At 54.2% G+C, this 24,003-nt stretch carries 22 protein-coding genes; 14 read left to right on the top strand and 8 right to left on the bottom strand.

All coding sequences use genetic code 11. The features are described from left to right. Positions 1–36: 36 nt before the first annotated feature. Positions 37–1,494 carry a SulP family inorganic anion transporter gene (locus tag DS739_RS08830; protein WP_035350605.1) on the bottom strand — a complete coding sequence of 486 codons (1,458 nt, stop codon included), beginning with the start codon at positions 1,492–1,494 and terminating at the stop codon, positions 37–39. A gap of 184 nt (positions 1,495–1,678) precedes the next feature. Here DS739_RS08830 and lpxB point away from each other — a divergent pair, with 184 nt between their 5' ends. Beyond that, the gene (gene lpxB / locus DS739_RS08825; protein ID WP_006116474.1) at positions 1,679–2,866 is read left to right on the top strand and encodes a lipid-A-disaccharide synthase; all 1,188 of its coding nucleotides are present in this window, start codon (positions 1,679–1,681) and stop codon (positions 2,864–2,866) included. Between the two features lie 6 nt (positions 2,867–2,872). Here lpxB and hisI read toward each other — a convergent pair whose 3' ends face one another. The 5 genes from hisI to DS739_RS08800 form a co-directional block, all read right to left on the bottom strand. Then, the gene (hisI, locus tag DS739_RS08820) at positions 2,873–3,292 is read right to left on the bottom strand and encodes a phosphoribosyl-AMP cyclohydrolase (protein ID WP_006116475.1); all 420 of its coding nucleotides are present in this window, start codon (positions 3,290–3,292) and stop codon (positions 2,873–2,875) included. Next, the gene (locus DS739_RS08815; protein WP_006116476.1) at positions 3,289–4,164 is read right to left on the bottom strand and encodes a folate-binding protein YgfZ; all 876 of its coding nucleotides are present in this window, start codon (positions 4,162–4,164) and stop codon (positions 3,289–3,291) included. The genes hisI and DS739_RS08815 overlap by 4 nt, the downstream gene beginning before the upstream one ends. Positions 4,165–4,246: 82 nt before the next feature. Further along, positions 4,247–6,007: an asparagine synthase (glutamine-hydrolyzing) gene (gene asnB / locus DS739_RS08810; RefSeq protein WP_006116477.1), complete on the bottom strand. Its 1,761-nt coding sequence runs from the start codon at positions 6,005–6,007 to the stop codon at positions 4,247–4,249. After that, complete coding sequence (locus DS739_RS08805; protein ID WP_006116478.1) at positions 6,008–7,069, bottom strand: glycosyltransferase; 1,062 nt, start codon at positions 7,067–7,069, stop codon at positions 6,008–6,010. Further along, on the bottom strand, positions 7,066–7,971 hold the full coding sequence (locus DS739_RS08800) for a glycosyltransferase family 9 protein (protein ID WP_035350635.1): 906 nt from the start codon (positions 7,969–7,971) through the stop codon (positions 7,066–7,068). The genes DS739_RS08805 and DS739_RS08800 overlap by 4 nt, the downstream gene beginning before the upstream one ends. A 148-nt stretch (positions 7,972–8,119) precedes the next feature. On the opposite strand from DS739_RS08800, the gene DS739_RS08795 reads away from it, so the two are divergent. From DS739_RS08795 to DS739_RS08775, 6 genes are all read left to right on the top strand, one after another. Further along, positions 8,120–8,515 carry a hypothetical protein gene (locus DS739_RS08795; RefSeq protein WP_006116480.1) on the top strand — a complete coding sequence of 132 codons (396 nt, stop codon included), beginning with the start codon at positions 8,120–8,122 and terminating at the stop codon, positions 8,513–8,515. 157 nt (positions 8,516–8,672) lie between these two features. Then, positions 8,673–9,368 (top strand): tetratricopeptide repeat protein, encoded by a 696-nt coding sequence (locus tag DS739_RS08790; RefSeq protein WP_035350607.1) that lies wholly within the window; start codon positions 8,673–8,675, stop codon positions 9,366–9,368. A gap of 4 nt (positions 9,369–9,372) precedes the next feature. Next, complete coding sequence (locus tag DS739_RS08785) at positions 9,373–10,770, top strand: PQQ-binding-like beta-propeller repeat protein (RefSeq protein ID WP_035350609.1); 1,398 nt, start codon at positions 9,373–9,375, stop codon at positions 10,768–10,770. A gap of 13 nt (positions 10,771–10,783) precedes the next feature. Continuing rightward, entirely contained in the window at positions 10,784–12,202 is a 1,419-nt protein-coding gene (gene der, locus DS739_RS08780; protein ID WP_035350637.1) for a ribosome biogenesis GTPase Der, read from the top strand. A gap of 92 nt (positions 12,203–12,294) precedes the next feature. Further along, entirely contained in the window at positions 12,295–12,471 is a 177-nt protein-coding gene (locus tag DS739_RS14180; protein ID WP_006116483.1) for a hypothetical protein, read from the top strand. Positions 12,472–12,501: 30 nt separating this feature from the next. Next, positions 12,502–13,893 carry an MFS transporter gene (locus DS739_RS08775; protein WP_006116484.1) on the top strand — a complete coding sequence of 464 codons (1,392 nt, stop codon included), beginning with the start codon at positions 12,502–12,504 and terminating at the stop codon, positions 13,891–13,893. A 35-nt stretch (positions 13,894–13,928) separates the two neighbouring features. Here DS739_RS08775 and DS739_RS08770 read toward each other — a convergent pair whose 3' ends face one another. Both DS739_RS08770 and DS739_RS08765 read right to left on the bottom strand, forming a co-directional pair. Then, positions 13,929–15,338 carry a glutamate--cysteine ligase gene (locus DS739_RS08770; RefSeq protein ID WP_006116485.1) on the bottom strand — a complete coding sequence of 470 codons (1,410 nt, stop codon included), beginning with the start codon at positions 15,336–15,338 and terminating at the stop codon, positions 13,929–13,931. Between the two features lie 69 nt (positions 15,339–15,407). Continuing rightward, the gene (locus DS739_RS08765; RefSeq protein ID WP_006116486.1) at positions 15,408–16,181 is read right to left on the bottom strand and encodes a 16S rRNA (uracil(1498)-N(3))-methyltransferase; all 774 of its coding nucleotides are present in this window, start codon (positions 16,179–16,181) and stop codon (positions 15,408–15,410) included. A gap of 108 nt (positions 16,182–16,289) precedes the next feature. Here DS739_RS08765 and ubiA point away from each other — a divergent pair, with 108 nt between their 5' ends. From ubiA to DS739_RS08730, 7 genes are all read left to right on the top strand, one after another. Then, on the top strand, positions 16,290–17,207 hold the full coding sequence (gene ubiA, locus DS739_RS08760) for a 4-hydroxybenzoate octaprenyltransferase (RefSeq protein ID WP_006116487.1): 918 nt from the start codon (positions 16,290–16,292) through the stop codon (positions 17,205–17,207). A gap of 6 nt (positions 17,208–17,213) precedes the next feature. Further along, positions 17,214–17,909: an outer membrane lipoprotein carrier protein LolA gene (locus DS739_RS08755; RefSeq protein ID WP_006116488.1), complete on the top strand. Its 696-nt coding sequence runs from the start codon at positions 17,214–17,216 to the stop codon at positions 17,907–17,909. 104 nt (positions 17,910–18,013) lie between these two features. After that, the gene (locus DS739_RS08750) at positions 18,014–19,375 is read left to right on the top strand and encodes a replication-associated recombination protein A (protein WP_006116489.1); all 1,362 of its coding nucleotides are present in this window, start codon (positions 18,014–18,016) and stop codon (positions 19,373–19,375) included. A gap of 16 nt (positions 19,376–19,391) precedes the next feature. Next, positions 19,392–20,378, top strand: coding sequence for an RluA family pseudouridine synthase (locus tag DS739_RS08745; protein WP_006116490.1), 987 nt, complete (start codon positions 19,392–19,394; stop codon positions 20,376–20,378). 32 nt (positions 20,379–20,410) lie between these two features. Next, a complete protein-coding gene (locus DS739_RS08740; RefSeq protein ID WP_006116491.1) occupies positions 20,411–22,564 on the top strand; it encodes an AsmA family protein in 2,154 nt (717 codons plus the stop codon). Then, complete coding sequence (locus tag DS739_RS08735) at positions 22,561–23,328, top strand: ATP12 family chaperone protein (protein WP_006116492.1); 768 nt, start codon at positions 22,561–22,563, stop codon at positions 23,326–23,328. Before DS739_RS08740 ends, DS739_RS08735 begins: the two co-directional genes overlap by 4 nt. Before the next feature lie 104 nt (positions 23,329–23,432). Beyond that, a complete protein-coding gene (locus DS739_RS08730) occupies positions 23,433–23,948 on the top strand; it encodes a Spy/CpxP family protein refolding chaperone (RefSeq protein WP_035350612.1) in 516 nt (171 codons plus the stop codon). Positions 23,949–24,003 lie beyond the last annotated feature (55 nt).

Genomic DNA, 24,003 nt, shown 5'->3' with positions numbered 1-24,003 from the left:
CCTCCTTTTTAAAAGTTGTTCTGTTGTATAAATAGCCTAGGCCAGCAAGGTATCATGGCCCAAAGAAGCTAGAAGTTTTTCTGCCCGTTGATCAGCATGGATAATGGAAACTGTTTTCCCGCGTGTGTTTAGGCGAGATGCAATTTTTTCCAAGGCATCTGCTGCGCTGATATCCCAGATATGAGCATCTTCAAGATCAATTACGATGGTTGAAGCTGTGTCCTGAAAATCCACGGCATCGGCAATAACACTGGCTGAGGCAAAGAACATTTGCCCATGCACGTAGTAGGTGCGCGTGTTGTGGCTTTCTGAAAACGTACTGCTTACCTGAACAAGTTTCATAACCTGAAAAGAGAAAAACAGCCCGTTCAATAGCACACCGCAGGCTACGCCTGCTGCCAGATCATGCGTTAACACCACCACCAAAACAGTAGCCAGCATGACGGTAGAAGAAAGGCGCGGATGCTTTACCAGATCTTGTAGGGAAGACCATGAAAATGTGCTGACAGACACCATAATCATAATGGCCACCAGCGCAGCAACAGGCACTTGGGCTACAAAGCGGTGCAACACAACCAGCAACAGCAGTAAAAATGCCCCAGCCGTAAAGGTGGAAAGTCGGCCACGTCCGCCATACCGCAAGTTGCCAACTGTCTGCCCAATCATACCGCAACCAGCCATGCCGCCGAATAGGCCCACCATGATGTTGGAAAAACCAAGCCCGGTGCATTCCATGCGTTTGTTGCTGTGCGTGTCTGTTAATTCGTCCACCACAGTGGCTGTCATGAGGGATTCCAAAAGGCCTACCATGGCCATGGCAAACGCATAAGGCAGCACAATTTTAAAAGTTTCTGCCGAAAAAGGCACATTTGGCAAAGTAAGATGCGGCAGGCCGGAGGGGAGTTCTCCCAAATCAGACACCACATGTACAGGCATAGGTACCGCAAAAGTAATGCCTGTTAGCACAAGAATACAGATTAAAGGGGAAGGTACAGCCGTGGTAATGCGCGGTAAAAGGTAAACAATAGCCAGCCCAAGTGCGATAAGTGCATAAGTATGCCACGTAACATGCAGCATCTGCGGCACCTGCGCGGAAAAGATAAGAATACCCAGCGCGTTTACAAATCCGGTTTCCACTTCGCGCGAGACAAAGCGCATCATGCTTTGCAAACGCAGCAAACCAAAAATAATCTGGAATGCACCAGCCAGCAGTGTGGCCAAAAGCAGATATTGCAGGCCGTGGCTATGCACGAGCTCGGCTGCCACAAGGGCAACAGACCCCGCAGCCCCGGAAATCATGCCCGGCCTGCCACCCGTAATGGCAATGGCAATACTGATAACGAACGAGGCGAATAGTCCCACAGAGGGCGCAACCCCAGCCACATAAGAAAAAGCAATAACTTCTGGAATAAGTGCAAAAGTGCCCACCATGCCGGCCAGAACATTGCGGACGGGTTGGTCTGTCCATTCATGAATATAGGTTTTAACTGTCACGAGAAACAAGTTGTCCCTTGGTTGAGTGTGGAGTGGCGTATTAATCGGGCATCAAAAGTGTTTCGGGGCAAGAAAGACTTTTGAGGCATTATTTGTAAGATATACATGCCTTGTTAGCGATATCCTACCGTAATGCACAGACAAGATGATTGTGCTCTGTGTTGCGGCGTTTTATGCGTGATGCATGGTTTCTCCTTCTTCCTCCCCTCTTGTCTGGATTCTGGCTGGTGAGGCCAGTGGTGATGTATTGGGCGCACGCCTTATGCATGCTTTGCGCACCCGTATGCCCAAGATGCGCTTTGCAGGCGTAGGGGGCGTGCGTATGCAAGAGGAAGGGCTGGCAAGCTTGTTTCCCATGCGGGATCTGGCTGTTATGGGGCTGGTGGAAGTTTTGCCCCGCGTGCGTCAGCTTTCTGCTCGGCTGGATGAAGCTGCGCAGGATATTGCAGCCCAAAAGCCGGATTTAGTGATTACCATAGATAGCCCCGGCTTTGCCCTTAGGCTTCTTAAAAAAATAAGCGGTTTAGGCATTGCGCGCGTGCATTATGTTGCACCGCAGGTTTGGGCATGGCGGCAAAAAAGGGTGAAGGAATTTCCCGGTTTATGGGAAGAGTTGTTGTGCCTTTTACCGTTTGAGGAAAAGTTTTTTAGCAAGCATGGTCTGAAAACCCGCTTTGTAGGCCACCCGGTTTTACAATCCGGCGCAAAGGATGGAGATGCGGCGCGTTTTCGTATCCAGCATGGATTGCCACAGAGCGCCAAAATACTGGTGCTTATGCCCGGTAGCCGCCGTTCAGAAGCGCCGCGTTTGCTGCCAGTTTTTGGGCAAATGTTGCGTCTGCTTAAAACATCCATGCCAGACGTGGTGCCTGTAGTGCCAGTTTCTCCAGTTGTGGCAAATGTAGTGGAACGTGCCACGCAGGATTGGCCCGTAAAGCCGATTATCGTTACGGATATTCATGACAAGCACGATGCCTTTGCCGCAGCCGGGGCCGCGTTAACCAAATCAGGCACATCTACCTTGGAACTGGCTCTGGCTGGTGTGCCAATGGCTGTGACGTATCGGGTTAACCCCATAACAGCCTTTTTTGCCCGTCGGCTTATTAAAGTGCCATTTGTCGCTATGGTGAATTTGTTAGCAGGCCGTGCTGTGGTGCCCGAACTTTTACAGGAGCAATGCCGCGCAGATGTGTTGGCGCGTGAAGTGCAAATTCTGTTTGAAAATACAGATGTGGCACACGCTCAGAAACAGGCTTTTGCTACGGTTCTGCATGGGCTGGAAGGGCCACAGGGCCAACTGCCAGCCGATGCCGCAGCAGAAGCTGTTTTGGAGGTTCTTAACCGTAAAAATACGGCTAAGACGCTCGGTTAAACGTGTTTAATTGTGTTTGTGATAAAGCTGGTTGGGGTCAATTTCCGGCTTTGTCAGCTCTTTTAGGCCGTCTGGTGTAAACGCCCGGTAAAAGCAGCTACGGCGGCCGGTGTGGCATGCTACGCCAATCTGGTTCACAAGCAGCAGCACGGCATCTGCATCACAATCCAGCCGGGCTTCAATAAGGTGCTGGATTTGGCCAGATGTTTCACCCTTACGCCAGAGTTTCTGGCGACTACGGGAATAATAGCAGACGCGCCCATTTTCCAATGTTTCACGCAGGGCTTCACGCGTCATCCATGCAATCATCAGCACTTCGCCGCTGTCGTGCTGCTGAGCAATGGCGGCAACCAGACCAGAGGCATCAAACTTTACAACATCCAGCATGGCATCCAGTTCTGCTGCTGGTGGGGCAATATAAGTCATGGTTTTTCCGTAGGATTAGAATCAGAAGATGTTTGAGGTTTAAGTGCTGTTTCCAACCACGTAGGTAAGCGAACGACAAGCGGATGCTCGGCACAGGTGAGTTGGTTATTGGCGGCTTCTGTTTTTAGTAATGCCAGCCCAACATGATCTTGGGATGAGCGCAATGTGCCCACCTCTACACCATTGCACAGCACGGATGTTCCGGGTGCGGGCAGGGGGGATGTGGCTGCAATAGGCATCAGGCGGCGCTTTACCAGTGTGCGGTAATGCATGCGGGCCGTAACTTCCTGCCCCATATAACAGCCTTTTTTCCACGATACGCCGCCCAGAAGGTCCAGATTGGCTTCGGCTGCCAAAGTGCGGCCTACTTCGCAATCCTGCACACCATCCGGCAGCCCCAATATGATGCGGTGCAGATTATAGTCCTGTTCTGTAGCAGTTATTGGAGTATCCGGCGCGGCATCAATAAGCCGCCATCCTGCGTCTTCTAACCGAGGGTCCCGAAAGCTAATGGCGTTTTCCAACACACTGTCTGGCGGTGGGTTTCCCCACGCCACATGTACGGGCAGGGCGGTGAGTTCTAGCTGAACATCTGAACGCAGGCGAAAGCGCCGAAGAGTGGTCTTCAGGTTTTCGGCCTGTTCTGTGGCGCAATCTAACAGCAGGCAGGTATCATCAGGATCTGAAACCACAAAAAAGTCTGCTTGCCAGCGGCCCTGGGGGGTCAGGCAAGCACTCCATGTGGCATCACCCGGTTCCAGCGCAGCAATATCCGCCGTAACCAGACCTTGCAGAAAACGCACGCGGTCAGCACCAGAAAGCTTGAGAACAGTGCGCTTTTCAAGCCGGGTTATATGTGTTGGGGAAGGCATTTACATTCTCCCATAAAAGAACAAAGGCTTCCCGAAGGAAGAGAGGGGACTTTTGAGATAAGGAACAGAAACTGTTCAAACCTTACTGACTTAGGGCGGAAAACACATCGCCTTCTGGCGGAAGATTGCGAATATGTGTCCGATGCCACAAAGCGTAGAACAAAAGTGTCCATGCGGCTGCACCCGTTCTGCGGTTATCTGCTGCGCGAAATAGGGCTTTTACACGGTCTGGTCGGGCAATTTCTGCAATACATTCCTGCCGCGCCATCAGGTCTCCGAGGTGCGTACCTTTTTGCCGGATCCATGTGCCAATCGGCACAGTAAAGCCTTGCTTGGGGGCAAAGGGGCGTGCAGCAGAATTGTGTCGTTGTAACCATTTGCGCAAAAGCCATTTCCCTTTGCCATCACATAGGCGCATGGAATCGGGCAGGCGCCATGCTGTTTGGGCCACAATGGGGTCCAGCAACGGTGTGCGTCCCTCTACCCCATGCGCCATAAGGCACCGATCCAGCTTGATAAGCAGATCATTTGGCAGCCATTCTGCAATATCCACAGCTTGCAGACGGGAAAGCGGTGTTGAGGCATCTGCGGCGGCCATTTCTGCAGCCGCTATACCATCACGCCAATGGGCTGGGTGGTGGCGCAGAATATTCATGTTATCAAAAATACCACGCCGCCACATGCGCCGTTTGCCTTTCCACCAAGGGCGGCTGGCAGAGCGATAACGTCCATAACCACAGAACAGTTCATCCCCCCCTTCACCCGAAAGGATAACGGTAACGTCCTGTGCAGCTTTTTGGGCTAAAAACCATGTTGGAATAATGGCGTAATCCGCAACCGGATCATCCATGCTGGCCACAATGGCAGGCAGGTGCTGCCACACCATATCTGCTGTAATGCGCAAAGTTTCGTGCTCTGTGCGGGCGTGTTTGGCCAATGCGCTGGCGGCATCCGCTTCATCCGCTGCACCCGGCGCATCAAAAATAGCTGTCCATGTGCGTAAAGGCGTGGTGCGGGGGAGACGGCTCATGGCCGTTAACAGACAAGCGCTATCTATTCCGCCAGAAAGAAACAGCCCAAATGGCACATCTGCACGCTCATGCGCATACACGCTGTCCATCAAGGCTGTATCAAGATGGTTCAGAGCCTCGGCCTCAGAGGTAAATAAAGGCGCGTGGGCCGGAATGGGTGATTGCCGTTGCCTGTCCAGAATGCGCCCTTGGTTAATGCGCAAGGTTTCTCCCGGCATAACGCGCTGAATACCGGGAAAGATTGTTTCCCACCCAGTGGTGAACTGAAGTTGCAGCAGTTCATCGCGCACAGCAGGAGCAATGGCGCGCGGGGCAAGGCCAGAGGCGATTAAAGGGGCAGGCTCGGATGCAAAGGCAATGCCGCCAGAAAATTCGGTAAAATAAAGTGGTTTGATTCCAAATGGATCGCGCGAGAGCAGGAGTTCTTGCTGGGCTTTATCGTACAGCCCAATGGCATACATGCCACGCAGCCCGCGTGTATAGGTGCATCCGTTACGCTCCCATAAAAGCAAGGGAGATTCGCAATCACTCCCGGTTTGAAAATACTCTGGCCCGATCTGCTGGCGAATTTGTGGGTCGTTATAGATTTCACCATTGGCAACAAGTGTACCATCACCGCTGGTTAAGGGTTGGTCTCCACCTTCCAGATCAATAATGGCTAAACGTGTATGCACCATATCTGCACGGCCCAACCGGGCAATATGTATCCCATTGGGGCCACGATGGCCTAAGGCCTGCGCCATACGTTCCAGAACCGATTCGGAACATGGCTGCGTGCCGGGCGTATAAATCAGCCCCCCAATGCCGCACATTTACCCAGCCTCCACCGTGGACAAAAACTTATGCCACGCATCCAAAACGGGTGTGACAGCATAGGTTGTTTCATAATCCCTGCGGCCGGCCTGCGCCATACGGGTTGCTAGGTCTGGTGTTTCCAGTGCAGTGCAGATCTGTGCTGCCAGAGCATTTGCATCTTCTACCGGAGCTAGGAGGCCGTTTTCACCATTACGGATGAGTTCGCTTGGCCCTTGAGAGGCAGCCGCAATAACCGGTTTGCAGGCCGAAAATCCTTCAATCACAACATTGCCCAATGGCTCGTGCCGGGAAGGACAGATCATGGCAGAACAGGCGCGCAACAGGCCTCCGGGTTGGTTGGCCCAACCGGGCATAAATACGCGTTCAGCTACACCTTCCTGCTGGGCAAGCGCTTCCAGCGCTGCGCGCTCTGGCCCTTCTCCGGCAATAACAAGTGGAATATGAGGCACATGCTTCATGGCACGGATCAGAACGTCAAAAGCCTTGTTCTTATGTAGCCGCCCTAATGCCAATAGGAAGGGCGTACCCTGCGGCAAAAATGTGGGCCATACAGGCGGTGTGGCAGCAAGGTCTGTGGCAAAATTAGGCAGGTAATGCGCGGCGTTGGTGGGCCAGCCTTGCTCACGCATCCAGCGTACCAGCCCATGCGTATTGCCGATAAGATGAGAACAACGGCGATAATTGGAAAGATCATAAAATCCCCCCAACCGCCCGGCCAGCACCCAATTGCCTTGGGGGGCAAAGCGTGCGGCACGGTTCATCCATGCAACGGCAACGCGAGGAGAAAACTCTTTAAGGGCAGAGCGCAGGCCCATGCGGGTGCGTATATCCAGCATGTTGCCAAAAGGCAGTTCCACCGGCGTAAGGTTGCCTGCACGTAAACGTTGGCTACGTTCCGGATTGGTGCGGATAACAGGCAGAACAGAAAGCCCGGCGGCAGCCTGTGCAATACATAGGCGCTCAAAAAACAGTTCTGCCCCGCCTGTGGGGGCACCGGCCATAATATGCGCAACTTTCAAGGGCTGCGAGCTCAGCCTGTTGGCAGTACCATTCATCATATGCCGGTTTCCTTAAGAAGGGAGAGCGCTGCTGTGGCCACATCTGCAACATCCAACCCGGCTATGGGGGCTTCACCCTCTGGGCCGGGGGCGGCAATCCAGCGCGCATTTTTGCCAGAAGGTGCGTATTCCGATGCACGAGATGGTCCAAAAAGTCCCAAAGTGGGTGTGCCCGCTGCGGCAGCCAAGTGCATCAAACCCGAATCATTGCCAATATACAGGCGGCAACGAGCCAGCATGGCAGCAACTTCCGTAAGGGAAAAATGGCCTCCAGCATCAATGGCATGGGGCAAAGCTTCCAGAACAGGGCGCGCCAGCGCAGCTTCCTGCTCACCCGGGCCATAGAAAATGGCAGGCCGAATCTGTGGGTATGCAGCGCAAAGGCGTTGCCACAAGGGCAGGTAACGCTCTGTTGGCCAGATTTTTCCTGTCCAGTTTGCCGTAGGGCCTAAGGCAATAATGGGCGCGGTATCAGGAATAATGTGCTGTGCTTTTGCGCGATCAGCCGGGCTGACCCAAACAGTAGGGAGCGGAGGGGGGGAAAGGTTTAGGGTGCTTCCCAAATGTGTAATGCGTGCGCCTGCACGGCGGCCTCCGCGCATAATAAACCGTCGGCCAGAGCGTAAAAGAAAAGTAACGGCAGAACCGCGCAGATCCACCGTGATGTCCCATTTCAAAGGTGCGCAGGCTTTCCACAGATCAAACCAGTGCAGATCATAGGGACGTTTTTCCATTACAATGGTGCGTTCGAGTCCGGGAAACGCACTAAACAGCCCGGCAGCAACAGGCCCACATGCTATGGTGAACCGCGCATCTGGCCAGCGTTGGTGCAGATATGCCAGCAGGCCTGTAGAAAGCACGGCATCGCCCAGACGTGTAGCCGTGATGAAAAGAATGCGCATTATCGCGCCTATACTGTCTTCCGGTTTTTTTTCCAACCCAGTGCACGCAGGTGTGGACATTTGCGCTGCCTGTGCAAGAAGCGTTTGCTGATAATAGAGTTATAAACTGGGCAGAAAAATATCTCTGCTCTGAATCGGGGATACAGGAATGATTAGGAAAGGTTTTTATCTTATCGCCGGGCTTGCAGCGGCGCAGTTGTGCGGCATACTTGTCCTGCCTGCTCAGGCAGGAGACAAGATGTGGACAGCCAGCGCCTGTGGCGCAGAACCTGTTGCACCTTCTGTAGAAGTGTCTTCCGTTGATAAATATAACGCTAGCGTTGATAAGGTAAGTGCGTACGAAAAAGCAGCACGCACCTATAATAGCTGTGTAGCCAAGGCTGCCGTTAAGGAAGAGACAGCTATTAGCAACGAAGCGCGTGAAAAAATTGCCCATATCCATGAGGGCAGCAGCACCGTGCAAAAACGTATTGCTGGTAATTTCACCAAGTTAACCACGGCTCTCAAGGCTGGTGGCAGCAAATTACAGAAGGCAGAGCACTAAAGTTTTCGGCAGGGCGGCTGTTTTTCTGGTACAGCAGTAAAAGAGCCGCCATCAGGCTGATTGCCTGTATGACTTGTATGATACCCCCGGCTGAGGCAGATAGACGGTAACACAAAGCCGTCAGGCAGAACGCCAGCAGACAGGAACAGGCCAGACCGTGGCAGAGGATCTTTTCAAGGAAGTTGATGAGGAAATGCAGGCCGAGCGCCTGCGTATGGCAGCAAAGCGCTATGCCGGTACTGGCCTTGGGCTGGTTGTGGCCGTGCTTGCAGGCATTGGTGCGTGGTCTTGGCATGTTTCCAACCAGAAATCTCAGGCGTTGGAAGCCACAGGAACGTATCTTACGGCCTTGCGGCAGACAGACCATCTGCCCTCAATTCCTTCTTCAGGCACGGTAGATCTTACCACTACCGCGCAGGCGGGCTTGGCCTCGTTGCAGAAATTAGCATCTTCCGATGCAAAAGGTGTGGCTGTTCTGGCCCGTTTGCAGGAAGGGGGCGTGCAGGCAGCGCGGGGTGATGTAAAAGGGGCGCTGGCCGCATGGGATGCCGTGCAGAAGGACCCCAATGCGGATTCTGCACTGCGTGATCTGGCAACCTTGCTGTGGTGCCAAAAACAGTTGGATACGGGAGAGCCCGCTACGCTGCGTTCTCGCCTTGCGCTGCTTACTGGCAAAGGTAAGCCTTGGAATGGTTTGGCCATGGAAGCCTTGGCAGTTCTGGATGTGCGCGAAGGACATGTGGCAGAGGCGCGGCAGAAATTTGCAGCGCTACAGGCTGCGCAGGATGTTCCTCAGGGCGTACGCAACCGGGCGCAGGATATGATGCAGGCCCTTGATCCGACAGCAGGCTAGTAGAATGAGCAGCAACAAGAAATCCAGCGCAACCAGACGTTCCGGACTTTCACGCCGTGCCCTATTGGGAGGGGCCGCTTTGGCCCCCGCGTTAGCTGGGTGCACTATGTTTGAGAGTGATAGAAAGCCCATTCTGGCTGGGCACCGCACGGATATTCTATCTTCCGGCTCTGGGCTGATGGTTGATCCGGACGATCATACGCCCATTACAATACCTGCCCCTATGAGTGTTTCAGAATGGCCTATTTGTGGGCGTGTTTCGGCCCATACCGGCAGCAATTATGCGTGGGGCGGCCTGCATAAAAGGTGGAGCAAGGATATCGGGGCCGGTATCTCTCAGCCAGATTTCATGGCATGGGCTGCACTTGGCACTTTGGGCCGCGGGCTTATTCCTGCGCCACCCGTTGTGCAGGATGGTCGCCTGTTTGTTATGGATGCCCAAGGTGTTGTGCGGGCTTTTTCTTGGCCCGGTATGCGCCATATTTGGACGTATAACCCACGGCCCAAAAAGTCTTACTCTGCCAATATGGGCGGCGGTTTGGCTGTAGATGGCGGTGTTGTTTACATTGTAGATGGCATTTCCCAAACCATGGCGGTGGATGCGGCAACCGGCAAAGTGAAGTGGAAAACCACCAACGGCGCACCGGGCCGTTCTGCCCCAACAGTTGCTGGCGGGCGGGTTTTCTTTGGCACGATTGATGAGCGGTTTTTTGCGCTGGATTCCGCCACAGGCCGCCAGTTGTGGGCATATACTGCTACATCTGTGGAAACCACCGTGTTTGGCCAGCCTGCTCCTGCTGTAGATAACGGCATTGTGGTAGCCGGGTTTGGTGGGGGTGATCTTGTTGCTTTCCGAGTGGAAAGTGGTGAGGTTGTCTGGAGTGACATGATGGGCAACGTCAACAGTCAGGCCAGTACGTTGGATCTTTCCTGCGTGCGTGGCTTGCCTGTTATTGTTGATAGCATTGTGTATGCCGTTAGTATGGCGCAGGTGTTGGCTGCTATTGATATCCGCACAGGCCGCCGTGTGTGGGAACGCTCGGTTGCCAGCCAGAACAGCCTGCTTTGCGTGGGGGATTGGCTTTTTGTGGTCTCGCTAGATCAGCAGATTGCATGTATTGACCGCCTTTCCGGCCATGTGCGTTGGATTACGCAACTGCGGCGCTTCCGGCGCGTGGATGTGCACAAAGATATCGTAACCTGGTTTGGCCCCATGCTGGTGGGCGGCGAACTGGTTTGTCTAAGCTCTTTGCCAGAAAATGGTATGGTGCGGATTAACCCGACAACAGGTGCAATTATATCAGTAGACAGCATGGATGCCGTTTCTTTCGTGCCGCCAATTATCGTAGATAACCAAATGCTGATCGTGACAAACGACGGGAACCTTTGCTCTTATGGCTGATCGCCGCAAATCTATGCGCCCACCTCCGCCGCTTCCTACGGGGGATATGCCTGTTGTTGTTATTGCAGGTCGGCCAAATGTTGGTAAATCCACGCTGTTCAACCGCCTTGTCGGGCGTAGGCAGGCGCTTGTGGCGGATACGCCCGGCGTAACCCGAGACCGCAAGGAAGGTGTAGCCCTTATTCGTGGGCGCTATGTGCGGTTGATTGATACAGCCGGCTTGGAAGAAGCTGCCCCCGACAGCCTGTTTGGACGGATGCGCTTTTCTTCTGAAAGCGCTGTGCGTGAAGCAGATTTGGTGCTGTTTTGTGTAGATGCGCGCGCCGGTATTACGCCAGCGGATGAGCATTTTGCGCAGTGGATCCGGCGTCAGAACCGGCCTGTGCTGTTGGTTGCCAATAAAACCGAAGGGCGGCTTGGCACGGCTTCTGCAATGGAAGCCTATGCGCTGGGTTTGGGTGAGCCTTTGGCGCTTTCTGCCGAACACGGTGAAGGTGTGACCGATTTGATGTGGGAAATTGCTGATAGGCTGCCCGCAGAGCCGGAGCATAAGGCAGAACCTGAAATCGAAGCAGAAGATGATTTTGCTGTAGAAGAAGGGGAAGAACCTCCGCGTCCTACAGGCCCGCTGCGTGTGGCTATTGTGGGGCGGCCCAATGCGGGTAAATCTACCCTCATGAACGCCCTTTTGGGTGAAGAACGTATGATTACCGGCCCGGAAGCAGGGCTAACCCGAGATTCCATTGCCGTAACGCTGCGAGATGGCGATGATACGTTTGAAATTGTAGATACGGCGGGTTTGCGCAAAAAAGCGCGCATTGATGAATCTCTGGAAAAAATGTCCGTTTCGGCTGCTATCGAAGCGCTGAAAATGGCAGAAGTCGCCGTACTGGTTCTGGATGCTACATTGGGTGTGCATGAGCAGGATTTGCAGATTGCCCGCTTAATTGAACGTGAAGGCCGTGCCTGCGTATTGGCCCTGAATAAATGGGATGCCGTGCAGGATCGGGTAGCCACGCGCAATGCTATTCTGGACCGCCTGAGCATTTCTCTGGCGCAGATGCGGGGCGTGCCAGTTGTTACTTTTTCTGCACTCACCGGGGCTTCCATTCACAAGCTGCTGCCCGCAGTGCGTGATGCATGGACAGTATGGAACGCACGTGTGCCAACAGGTGCCCTCAATCGCTGGTTTGAGGAAATGCTGGAACGCCATCAGCCGCCATTGGTGCAGGGGCGTCGGTTGAAGCTGCGGTATATTACGCAGGTTAAATCTCGTCCGCCAACGTTTGTCATATTCGGTACGCGGGCAGAGCAACTGCCGGATGATTATAAGCGCTATCTCGTAAATGGCCTGCGTGAAACGTTTGACCTGCCGGGAGTGCCTATCCGCCTGCAAACGCGCGGCACCAAAAACCCTTACGCAGATTCTTGATCTGATAGGTGTCGTCTCGCCTTCTCGTCAGAGCAGTATTGGCAGCCACTATAATACTGTTCTGACAAGATGAGGATGAAAGCATAGGCTCCATGATTGCTGCATGGTTTCTTGTTGCATGGGGCACTGCATCAGGTAGTGCCCATATTGTTTTGCCTATGGCGTCTGAACTGGCGTGCGAGGCTGCGGCTCATACATTGGCTGTGCAAGGTGGGTGGGAGAATCATGCCTGCGTGCGTTCTGGTTTCCCAGAAAAAGCAGGTAAGTAACGCCTTGCAGGCAGAAGGACGTTTTGTTCCATGACACAGCTCCCCACTTCTCAGTCAGCACCCGTGGTGGATGGGCTGCATGGAGCTGCCCGCAATATGGCCATGCTGGCTGTGGCGCTTTCTGTTTTTCTGGCATTGCTGGATTACGCCATTGCCAATGTTGCGCTGCCCGATATTGCGCGAGATTTAAACGCATCCTCATCTTCATCCATCTGGGTTGTAAATGCCTATCAGATGGCCAGTCTGGTTTCTCTTCTGCCGTTGGCAGCATTGGGGAGCAGGGTAGGGTTTGCCCGGCTTTGTCAGGTTGGGATTATCATTTTCATGGTGTCATCCCTGTTCTGTGCTACGGCCACCAGCTTGCCTATTTTGGCGGGTGCGCGCGTGTTGCAGGGCATTGGCGGCGCCTGTATTATGAGTGTGAATATCGCGCTGGTGCGTTTTATTTACCCGCATGCAGAAATAGGGCGCGGCATTGCCCTTAATGGCGTTGTGGTAGCGCTTGGTGTGGCATTAGGCCCTACGGCTGCTGCGGCTATTCTCACTATTGGGTCTTGGCCATGGCTGTTCTGGATTAATTTGCCGTTTGGGGCTTTGGCCTTGGGCATGGCTTTTTATGCATTGCCTACAGTACCGCGCACTTCTGGCAAGTTGGATATTACAGGCAGCATATTGTGTATGCTGGCTTTTGGTGCCTCCGTAATGGGAGGAGATGGGCTGGCGCATTCCCAAAACACAACCATTTCCTGTGCATTGCTTCTGGCTGGGCTTGCTGCCGGAGTGCTGCTGGTGCGGCGTGAGGCAGAAGCTCCGCAACCAATTTTGCCGGTTGATCTGCTTGAAAATCCAGAATTTGCAGTGGCTTTTATCACCGGGTTCTGTGGTTTTGTGGCCTCTAATTTCTATATCGTTTCCATGCCGTTTACGTTGCACAACACTCTTGGCCTTAGTTCGGCTGCAACGGGTTTGCTGATTACCCCTTGGCCGTTAGGCATTATGTGCGCTGCTCCGCTTATCCGGCGGGTGGCGGATAAGGTTTCTGCTGGTGTGTTGTCTTCCATCGGGCTGAGTACAACGGCATTGGGGTTCTTTTTGTTGTGGCTGCTGCCTGCTCATCCTTCTGTGTGGGATATTGCATGGCGTACCGGTGTAGCAGGCTGGGGGTTTGGTTTTTTTCAGCCCCCCAATAATCGGGCCATGATGGTGGCTGCACCTCATAACCGCGCGGGCGGGGCCAGTGGTATGGTGCAGGTTGCGCGCCAAGCTGGGCAGACCTTGGGGGCTATGGGGGTTGCGGCCTTTTTTACGTGGTTTGTGCATGGGGCCACGCAAAAATGCCTGCTTATGGCCGGATGTGTTGCGTTATTTGCCGCCACGTTAAGTGCAAGCCGTTTGTTTCTGAATACAAAAAAAGCAGCCTGAGGCTGCTTTTTATTGGTCGTATTATGTGCGGTCGTTCAGACTTCAGCTTCTAGGAAGATGCGGTTTACATCACCCATCCATGCGCCGTAATAACGTTCCAACCAACGTTCGGCCTGTGTGGGGGCACCAGCCACCAAAGAGGTGAGGGGGGCGAGGTAAACCCATTCCGTTTGCCCACTTTCATCCGTCATGTCTCGTCCCTGTAGGCCGTCCATGGCAATGGCAATCATTTGTGCGGCCAGATCGCGCACTGTGCCTTCGCCCCAAGGCGTATCCAGCCCCATAAGTGGCACAATATCCCGCAGTTTCACGTAGTCTTCCCACGGGTGAGACTTAACGAGTTCCCAAGCGGATTCTAAGGCTGCATCATCATACAGCAGGCCTGTCCACAAAGTGGAAAGAGCCAGCATCATTTCAGGTGAGCCAGCATCTGCCCCACGCATTTCCAAAAACTGCTTAAGCCGCACATCGGGGAAGGCTGTTGTAATGTGGTCTTCAAAATCCCCAATGGTGGGGGTTACATCTTCCAGACCATCCTGCCGTTCACCATTCATCCATGCGCGGAAGGAGCGGCCCGCCACGTTGCGCATCTTGCCATCACGCATAATGAAATACATGGGCACATCCAGCACCCATTCCACATAGCGTTCAAAACTGAAGTCATCTTCAAACACACATGCCAGCATGCCGGAGCGGGCGTTGTCTGTATCTGTCCAGACCTGCGCGCGGTTGGAAAGAATGTTGTTGGGCTTGCCTTCTACAAAAGGAGAATTGGCAAACAGGGCTGTAGCTACAGGTTGTAGCGCCATGGAAACACGCATTTTGCGCACCATGTCCTGCTCAGACCCAAAATCCAGATTAACCTGCACGGTGCAGGTACGCTGCATCATGTCCAAACCCATTGAGCCAACTTTGGGCATGTATTCACGCATAATGGCGTAGCGGGATTTTGGCATCCACGGCAGTTCTGCCCGTGTGGCAGTGGGGTGGAAGCCCAAAGGGGCAAACCCCAGCCCAAGTTCACGTGCAATAGGGCGTACAGCATCAAAATGGGCTGTCAGTTCTTCTGCTGTTTCGTGCAACGTGCGCAAAGGCGCGCCAGAAAGTTCAAACTGCCCAGCAGGTTCAAGGGAAATAGCAGCCCCTGCGGCTTCACCACGCCCTTTCAGGCCGATGATGTTGTTGTTATCGAGAACAGATGTCCAATCATCCGGCTCAAACTTTTGCAGACCTTTGAGCAGCGCTTCAATACCATTGGGGGCATAAGGCGGAGCAGAATAAGCTTTCTGCCCTTCTTTTACGGATTCTGGACGCAGAAAGCCGAATTTTTCGTGTTCCGTGCCAATCCGCCATGCGTCACGCGGCTTGCATCCCTGCGCAAGCACTTCGGCCAGCTGTGCAACGGTGCGGGCAGGGGTTTCATCTGATGCGCCGGGGTTGGACATGGGGTATCACAGATCCTTGAAAAACAGAGAAATTGCACTCTGCGCCAGCAAAGCGAAGATATGGAAGCGTTATTGTGACAAAACCGCAGCCGAACGCAAGCCACAGCCTATAAGAGCAAGCCCAGCAGCAACGGCTGTATCAGCCCGCAACACCAACGGGCCTAGGGATATTGGGGTGATGCAGGAATATTTCAGCATCATCTGACATTCTCTATCACTTAGGCCACCTTCAGGGCCAACTAAAAAACCATCACCTGCATGTGCATCGGGTAGCAGCGCGGGGGTATGTATTGCCCGGTTCTCTCCACGTTCTATGGCTGCAAACAGGCGGTGTTCCTGTGGCCAGCTTGCCAGAAAATCTGTGAATGACTGTGGGGACTCTATGTGTGGCACATCAAAGCGCTCACATTGCTCCGTGGCTTCGGTGGCGATGGCGTGCAGGCGGTCTGGGTTGATGCGGTGAGTATTGGTGCGTTCGGTTATAAGGGGCACAAAGTGCGTGACACCCAGTTCCGTGCCCATGCGCAAGGCCAAGTCTGTGGCATCACGCTTTAATAGGGCAAAAGCCAGAACCAAAGCAGGTTGTGGCGTGGGGGAGCGCAATTGGTGTTCTAGCGCAAAAAAACCTTTGTCCTTCCGGATTTCCGTAATGCGGGCCAGCCATTCTCCACTTTTTGCGTTGAAGATGCGCACATGGTCTCCAGTTTTTTTGCGCAGCACGGTGCCCAGATAGCGGGCCTGATCTGGCGCGATGGGCAGAGTTAGGCCTGTTTGGGCGTCTCCCAACGTTTCTGGAGCATTGTAAAGGCGCGGAAGGTGCGCTGTGGCATCTGTTACAACCATGGTTACCGGGTCTGTCTAAGCTGAAAGGTGTAAGTGATTCCCGCTTTGTGGCATAGAACACCAGCCCTTAACACCATATGCCTTTCTGAACAGGATACGTGAGCAGCCGTGTCAGTTTCTTCTAGCCATACAGATATCCGCATTACAGGGTGGATTGCCCATCTACCACCAGCATTGCAGGCCTATGCTTTGCTTGCACGGCTGGATAGGCCCATAGGTACGTGGCTTTTATGGCTGCCGGGCATGTGGGGCATTCTGCTGCCTCAGGGCGTTGCTACTTTCGAGCGTATCCGGCTGATTGTGCTGTTTGGCATTGGCAGCCTTGTTATGCGGGCCGCAGGCTGCGTTGTAAACGATATGTGGGATAGGGACATAGATCGGCAAGTGGCGCGCACAGCGGGGCGGCCACTGGCATCTGGCGCGTTGAGCATGAAGCAGGCGACACTGTTCTTGGTGCTGCTTTTACTGGCAGGCTTGGCTGTTCTGGTGCAGTTGAACACCCTTTCGTGGGTGTTGGGTGTGTCATCCCTGCTGTTGGTAGCGCTTTACCCATTGGCCAAGCGGTTTACGTGGTGGCCACAGCTTGTCATGGGCTTTACCTTTGGATTTGGCGCCCCCATGGGGTATGCGGCAGCCGCAGGGCATTTATCTTGGGCGCAGGCAGCTTTGTATGCGGCAACCATCGTTTGGCAACTGGGGTTTGATACCATCTACGGCTTTCAGGATATGGAAGATGATGCCCGTATTGGTGTAAAATCCACCTCTCGCCTTATGGTGGGTCGGGCGCGTGGGTTTATTGGCACCTGTTACGGGCTGATGCTTGTTTTGTTGGCTGTGGCGGCTGTTTTGGCGGGGGTTGGCCTGTTGTTTTGGGTGGCTTTGGTGGTGCCTGCCATATTGTTGTGGCAACAGGCCCTTAAGGTAGACCCCACAAGCCCCGCTTTGTGCTTGGCTCAGTTTCGGGCTAATCGAGAAATTGGCTTGGCCGTAGCGCTGGCGCTCGTTGCTGGGTTGATAGCTGTATAAGCCTGCATGTTTCATATGAAAGAAACCACGTTCATGAAATCCATTTTCCGGGCTGTTCTGCCAGCGGCTATGGGGTTGGTTCTGGCTGGCAGCCAAGCTTACGCACAGGACGATACCGGTGAAACGGCTATTCCCGTGGCACCTTCTTCCGCACCGGCTGCAGTGGCGCTTTCTGCATCAGATAAAGCATGGCTGAAGAGGATTGAGCAGGCGCTCAACCAATCCAAAACCTTTCAGGCCCGTATTCAGCAACTGGATGCAGAGGGAAAGCGCACCACCGGCACCGTATGGATGAAGCGTCCCGGCCAGATGCGCTTGGCGTATGATCCACCATCCCCACTGCTTCTGGTGGCAAATGGCGGGAAGGTTGTGTTCCGGGATAACCAACTGGATCAAACCACGGTTATTCCCATTGAGCGCACACCATTGGGCCTTTTGCTGCGCCCCCATGTGAGCCTGACAGATGACGTAACAGTTACGGGCTTTCAGCATGATAACGGGTTGGTGCAGGTAACGCTTGTGCGCACGTCTTCTCCCGGTGATGGCAGTCTGACACTGGTTTTTTATGAAACACCAGTTGCTCTGCGATCATGGAGTGTGCTGGATGCGCAGGGGCGGGAAACCCGCGTAACCTTGTTTGATGTGCATGCAGGCGCAGATATTCCAGCCAGCACCTTCGTACTGCCAGCAGAGAACGATTAAACTGTGTTGAGGGCAGCTTTTTCCTCCTCTCTTCTGGAAAAAGCTGCCGTGCGGGCCGATATATTCATACAGATTGAGACAGATTAAAGTGAGGCACGCAGGCCATGGCCGCAGAGCGTGAGCCCCCGATAATGGGTGATGATCTTTTTGGGCTTTCTCCTGAGCCATCGCAGGGGGGAAGCGCGGACGCACGTAAAAAGCCAGCGCCCACACAGCCATTGGCCGACCGTTTGCGCCCGCAGCGGCTGGAAGATGTGGTAGGGCAAGCGCACCTGTTGGGGCCAGAGGGTGCGCTAACGCGTATGCTCGAACGTGGTTCTCTTGCCAGTCTGATTTTGTGGGGTGGGCCGGGTGTAGGTAAAACCACTATCGCGCGCCTGTTGGCCCAAGCTGCGGGGCTGAAATTTGTGCAGCTTTCTGCCGTGTTTTCTGGTGTGGCGGATCTGAAAAAAGCGTTCGAGAACGCACGCAGGCAAGCAGAAGCTGGTGGTGGCACACTGCTGTTTGTAGATGAAATTCATCGCTTCAATCGTGCGCAGCAGGATGGCTTTTTGCCTGTTGTGGAAGACGGCACCGTTGTGCTGGTAGGCGCTACAACCGAGAATCCTTCCTTCGCGCTTAACTCGGCTTTGCTTTCTCGCTGTCAGGTCATGGTGCTGAACCGGCTGGATGATCCTGCCTGTGAAGCCCTTCTGGTAAGGGCGGAAGAAGAAACAGGCCGACCCTTGCCGCTTACGGAAGATGGACGCGTAACCCTCCGCGCCATGGCGGACGGTGATGGTCGTTATCTGCTGAACATGGTGGAGCAGCTTTTAAGCCTGAAAACAGAAAAGCCGCTGGATGCGCAGGCACTTTCCCGCCTGTTGGCAAAACGCGCCATTTTGTATGATCGGGATAGGGAAGAGCATTACAATCTTATTTCCGCGTTGCATAAATCCATGCGCGGATCAGATCCGGATGCGGCCCTCTACTGGTTTGCCCGTATGCTGGAAGGGGGGGAAGACCCACGTTATCTGGCCCGCCGTATGACACGCTTTGCCGCAGAAGATATAGGCATGGCAGACCCACACGCCCTGCCATTGGCTGTGGCTGCGTGGGAAACATATGAGCGCCTAGGCTCACCAGAGGGGGAGCTGGCTTTGGCTCAGCTTGTGGTACATCTGGCCACAGCCCCCAAATCCAATGCAGTTTATAAAGCCTATGGTGCTGCGCGCCGTGCCGCCAAGGCCACAGGCAGCCTCATGCCGCCTGCACATATTCTAAATGCCCCCACAAAGCTGATGCAGGATATCGGCTACGGTAAGGGCTATCAGTATGATCATGATGCGGAAGAAGGCTTTTCTGGTCAGAATTATTTTCCCGACGGTATGAGGCGGCAGAACTTCTATAATCCAACGGGCAGAGGCTATGAACGGGAGGTTCGTCACAGGCTAGAAACGTGGTCCCGCTTGCGGGATCGGCGTTAGTCGTGAATATCGGCGCATGAGTGTTGTCAATCGTACCGTAAGCGAAGACGAAGATGGTATTCGTCTGGATCGCTATTTTCGCCGCCATTACCCGCATCTTACGCAGGGGGCGCTTCAAAAACTGTGCCGCACAGGCCAGATTCGTGTTGAGGGCAAAAGGGTAGAAGCTTCTACTCGGCTGGAGCCGGGGCAAACGGTGCGTGTGCCCCCTATACCCATGGCCGCTAAACCCGCGCGAGATGTGCCGCGCCCGCTGGATGAAAAACTGGCGCGCGAAATCCGCAAGATGGTGGTGTATCAGGACAAGCACGTTATTGTTCTTAACAAACCCGCAGGGCTTGCCGTGCAGGGTGGCCCCGGCATTACCAAACATATTGATATGATGCTGGATGGCCTGCGGGAAGAAGATGACCCGCGCCCACGGCTGGTGCACCGGATTGATAAAGATACTTCCGGCTTGCTGCTGTTAGCTCGCACACCCGGTGTGGCTGCCAAGCTGGCCGCATCCTTCCGTGGCCGGGATGTAAAAAAAATCTACTGGGCGGTTGTGGTTGGGCGGCCTGACCCACTTTCGGGTGAAATAGACCAGCCATTGGCGCGTTTGGGTGCAGGCCCCGGTTCCATAACCGTGGCGGCAGACCGCAAAGATGCCGATGCGCAATTTGCACGTTCTGTTTACGAAGTGCTGGATTCGGCTGCGCGCAAGTTTTCTTGGCTGGAGCTTTCACCGCTTACCGGGCGTACGCATCAGTTACGTGTGCATTGCGAGTCTTTAGGTACGCCTATTTTGGGTGATCCCAAATATGGTGGGGCGGCTGCACATCCTTCCGGTTTTACAGATAGGCTGCATCTGCATGCTCGTATGCTGGATATGCCTCATCCGGCTGGTGGGCGCTTAACCGTAAGTGCCGAATTGCCGCCGCATATGCGTGAAACCTTCCGAACCCTTGGGTTTGTGCCGGGCACTACACCACCACCGTCACGCCGTGGTGGCCAAGGATAAGGACGGTTTAAGTTGAAACAGGAGAAACGCACATGCGTCTGAAATGGAAAATCGGCCTGTTGGCGGGGGCCGCTGTTCTGGCGCTGGGCGGTGCCACGATTGTATCTGCTACACAGGATGCTGATTGGCTTAAAACACGGTTGGCCGATGCCGTGGAAAGTAGCACAGGCCGTCACCTCACAATCGGCCAGTTGCATGTGTGGATTCTGCCTTTTCCATGGGTGGAAGCAAAGGGTGTCAAACTTTCCAGCGTGGCGGAAGATGGCGTAAATATGCTGGATATCGGACAAGTCCGTGCCCGGCTGGCATTGTTGCCGCTGTTTTCGCACCGCATTGCGTTTGAAGATGTCAGCCTGATCAGCCCACAAGTGCAGTTGCGGCGTTTGGCGGATGGGCGGGCAGACTGGCACTTCACACCGCAGGAGCGTCAGAGCAGCGGCGGAGGGGCTTCTTCCAGTTCCGGTAAGATGCACTGGAATCTAACGGTCTCAGATCTTTCACTCACGCAGGCGCAGGTTGCTTGGCTTGATGCAGTGCATCATCGTTCCGGTGCGTTTCAGGTTGCCGAAGGCAAGGTTAAAGGGCTTTCAGGTAACGCGCCTGATTTTGACGTAAAGCTGCGTAAAGGGGCTGGTCAGTTAGCGCTTACCGGGCAAACTGGGCCTTTGTTGCCAATGTCTGCCCAGTTGCCAATGCAGCTCAGAATTTCCCTTACCGTTAATGGTCATCCTGCTGGGTTGGCCCATATAGATGGGTCCATCACAGATCCACGGGGCCAAAAGGTTTATGCGTTGCAGATTGGTGGCTCTGTTGCGCAACTACGTGACCTGAATGTCTTTTTTCCGCATGCAAATCTGCCAGATGGCCGTAACGTATCTATAGATATGGCTGTTGGTGGGCAGGGGGCGCAGCCTGCACCACAAAGCCTGCATGTGCGGGCAGAAAATGTGGATGTGGGTGCATGGTTGCCACAGGCCGCGTTAACACGTGTGGTGATAGACACAGCCCGGCCAACAGACCCGGTGACGACCCAGATTGATGGTCAGGTTGGGGCGCAGGTATTAAGCCTGCGCGGCACGGTTGGCACAATACAGCAGTTGGCTCAGCCTGAGCACGTTGCGCAGCAGGTTGTGCCAGTGGATTTAACGCTCACACAGGGTGAATCCAGCATACACGGCACAGGTAACCTAAGTGCTGGGGCTTCTGCGTTGGATGTGCATGGCCAGCTTGCGCATGTGGCGCCCGGTGGTGATCTGCCAGCCGCCAATGATCTTAAGGTAGATGGCCGCATAGATGTTGCCGATACGGCTGCGTTGATACGGCACCATGCTGTGCCGGATGCGCTGCGTGGCGCGCATGGTGCGGTGGATGTGCAGGCGCAAAGTGTAAATTGGCAAGGTGTTACATGGGCGCATGTTAGCACGCATGCTACGTTGCAAAATAGCAGGCTAACGCTTGAGCCCGTGCAGGCAGAGGGCAATGGTTTCCAGCAGGTCGGCCGCTTGGTGTATGATGTCGCAGGTGCTGTGCCTCAGATTGAATTGGCGGCGCATCCTGTATTTTTACCATTGCCTGTTGTTGAGCGCTGGCTTGGCCTTTCTGCATCTCTTTCTGGCACGGTGCAGCTTGTAGGAGCAGTTTCCACACAAGGGGAAACGCCGGAAGATCGGCGCAACAATCTGGATGGTCATCTTGGGGTTTCGGTTGTGGATGGCAGCGTAAGTGGGGCCGCTATTCGCACCCTTTTAGGGCCACAGGTGCCTGTTAAAGGCAAAATGCCAGTCAGGTGCTTTGGCAGCCATATGCAGTTTGCGCAGGGTAACGCCAACATTGATATGTTAGGGCTGGAAACGCCGTTTCTGGTTCTGCATGGGCACGGCACAGTGGGGCTGGGCTCTCAGGCGCTAGATATGCATCTGTCTCCTCGCGTGTTGCTGGGTGGGGCTTCGGCTTCTTCCGATGTTGCAGTTACAGGTACATTGTCAGACCCCAAACCGCGTATGGACCCGGCTTACGAGGGCCGATACGGCATAAGTATTGGTGGAAATGATGGAGAGGGAGATAGTTGCCCCTCTATGCTTTCCGCTGCGCGTGAGGGTGTGGCTGGGCCAGATGCTCCGCAGAAAAAAGCGGGCAAGGAAGGAAAGGTCATGAACATGTTGCGTGGCTTGGGGCTGTTCCAATGAAAATGGCATCTACCGAACATAATGTTTCTGGCAATGCGCCTGCTGGCCGTAAGCGGTTCTGGAAGCTGGCCAATGTCACGCCGGAAGAGCAGGGCTTTGTGGTGCAACTTGATGGGCGCAGCATTCGTCTGCCACGCAAGACTCCGCTATGTGTAAAGTCTCGCGCGTTGGCAGATGCACTGGCGGCGGAATGGCAAGCTGCCGGGCAAAATGCAGATGGTCGTTTTTCACCTGCAGATTTGCCTCTTACCGGCATTGCAGGCTCCATGATCGAGCGTATTCCTGCTGAGCGGGAAGGGGTTTTGCGCAGCCTTCTGGCTTATGCGGGAAGTGATCTGCTGAGCTACCGGGAACCGGGAGAAGGTAAGCTGGCACAAGCCCAGCGTAAGGAATGGAACCCGTGGCTGGAGTGGCTGCGTAAGCAATATGGTGTCACCCTGCACACATCCTCTGGCGTGATGCCAATTGTGCAGCCTGAAGAGTCGTTGCAAAAGCTCTATGATGCCATGGAAAAGCTGAACCCAGCGGAATTGGCTGTGCTTGCTGTTTCCGTGCCTGCATTGGGGAGCCTTGTGCTGGGTTTGGCGCTGGTGAATGGTGCAGGTTCTGTAGATGAGCTGGTGGCCAGTGCAACGCTGGATGAACGTATGCAGATGGCTGTATGGGGTGAGGATACGGAAATAACAGACCGTATTGCCGGTATACAGCGGGAAGTGGCCGATGCCGCCCGTTTTCTAGAGTTAGCGCGCAAGTCTGCGGATTGATGTCAACCCGAATGCCTAAGGATTTATATTCGGCGTAACCCTTGGCAAGTTTGCAATCTTCCCCAAGTATGGAGCAGTTCAAGCTTTTAAGGAGCATAGACATTATGAAAATCAAAAAGACCCTTCTGGCAGCAATTGTGGCTGCAGGTGTTTCTGTTGCAGGCGTAAGCGCACATGCAGAACCGGGTAACGGATTTAATGGAAACGGCTTTGGCCCCGGTATTCCGGGTGCAGGGCTGAATGCTCTGGATGGCATTGATCTTACAAAAAAGCAGCGCAAGCAGATCCAGACCATCCTGCAGGAAGCACACCGTCAGGATCAGGCGCAGGATCTCCGTGGTGATTTCGACAAAATTCATCGCCAGATTGAAGATGCCCTGACATCTCCCGGCTCGGTGGATAAAGACAAGGTTGCAACTTTGCAGCAGGAAATGGCTACCCTGCGCGCCCAGCGTGAATCTCAGCATCTGGAAACGGCTTCCCGCATCCATGATGTGCTGACAACCGATCAGCTGGCACAAATCCATGCACGTCAGGTAAAAATTCATGATCTGCTGGATCAACTGCATGCGGTAGAACATCCGGCCCCAGCGTCTGATGCAGGCAAATCTGGCAAGTAAACCGCCAGAAGGTTCTTGACTCTCGCAGGGGTATCCCGTAACCCCTGCAACAAAT

It is taken from the genome of Acetobacter sp. JWB (assembly GCF_003323795.1).
GTDB classification, from domain to species: Bacteria; Pseudomonadota; Alphaproteobacteria; order Acetobacterales; family Acetobacteraceae; genus Acetobacter; species Acetobacter oryzifermentans.
This window is presented reverse-complemented; position numbering and strand designations above follow the sequence as displayed.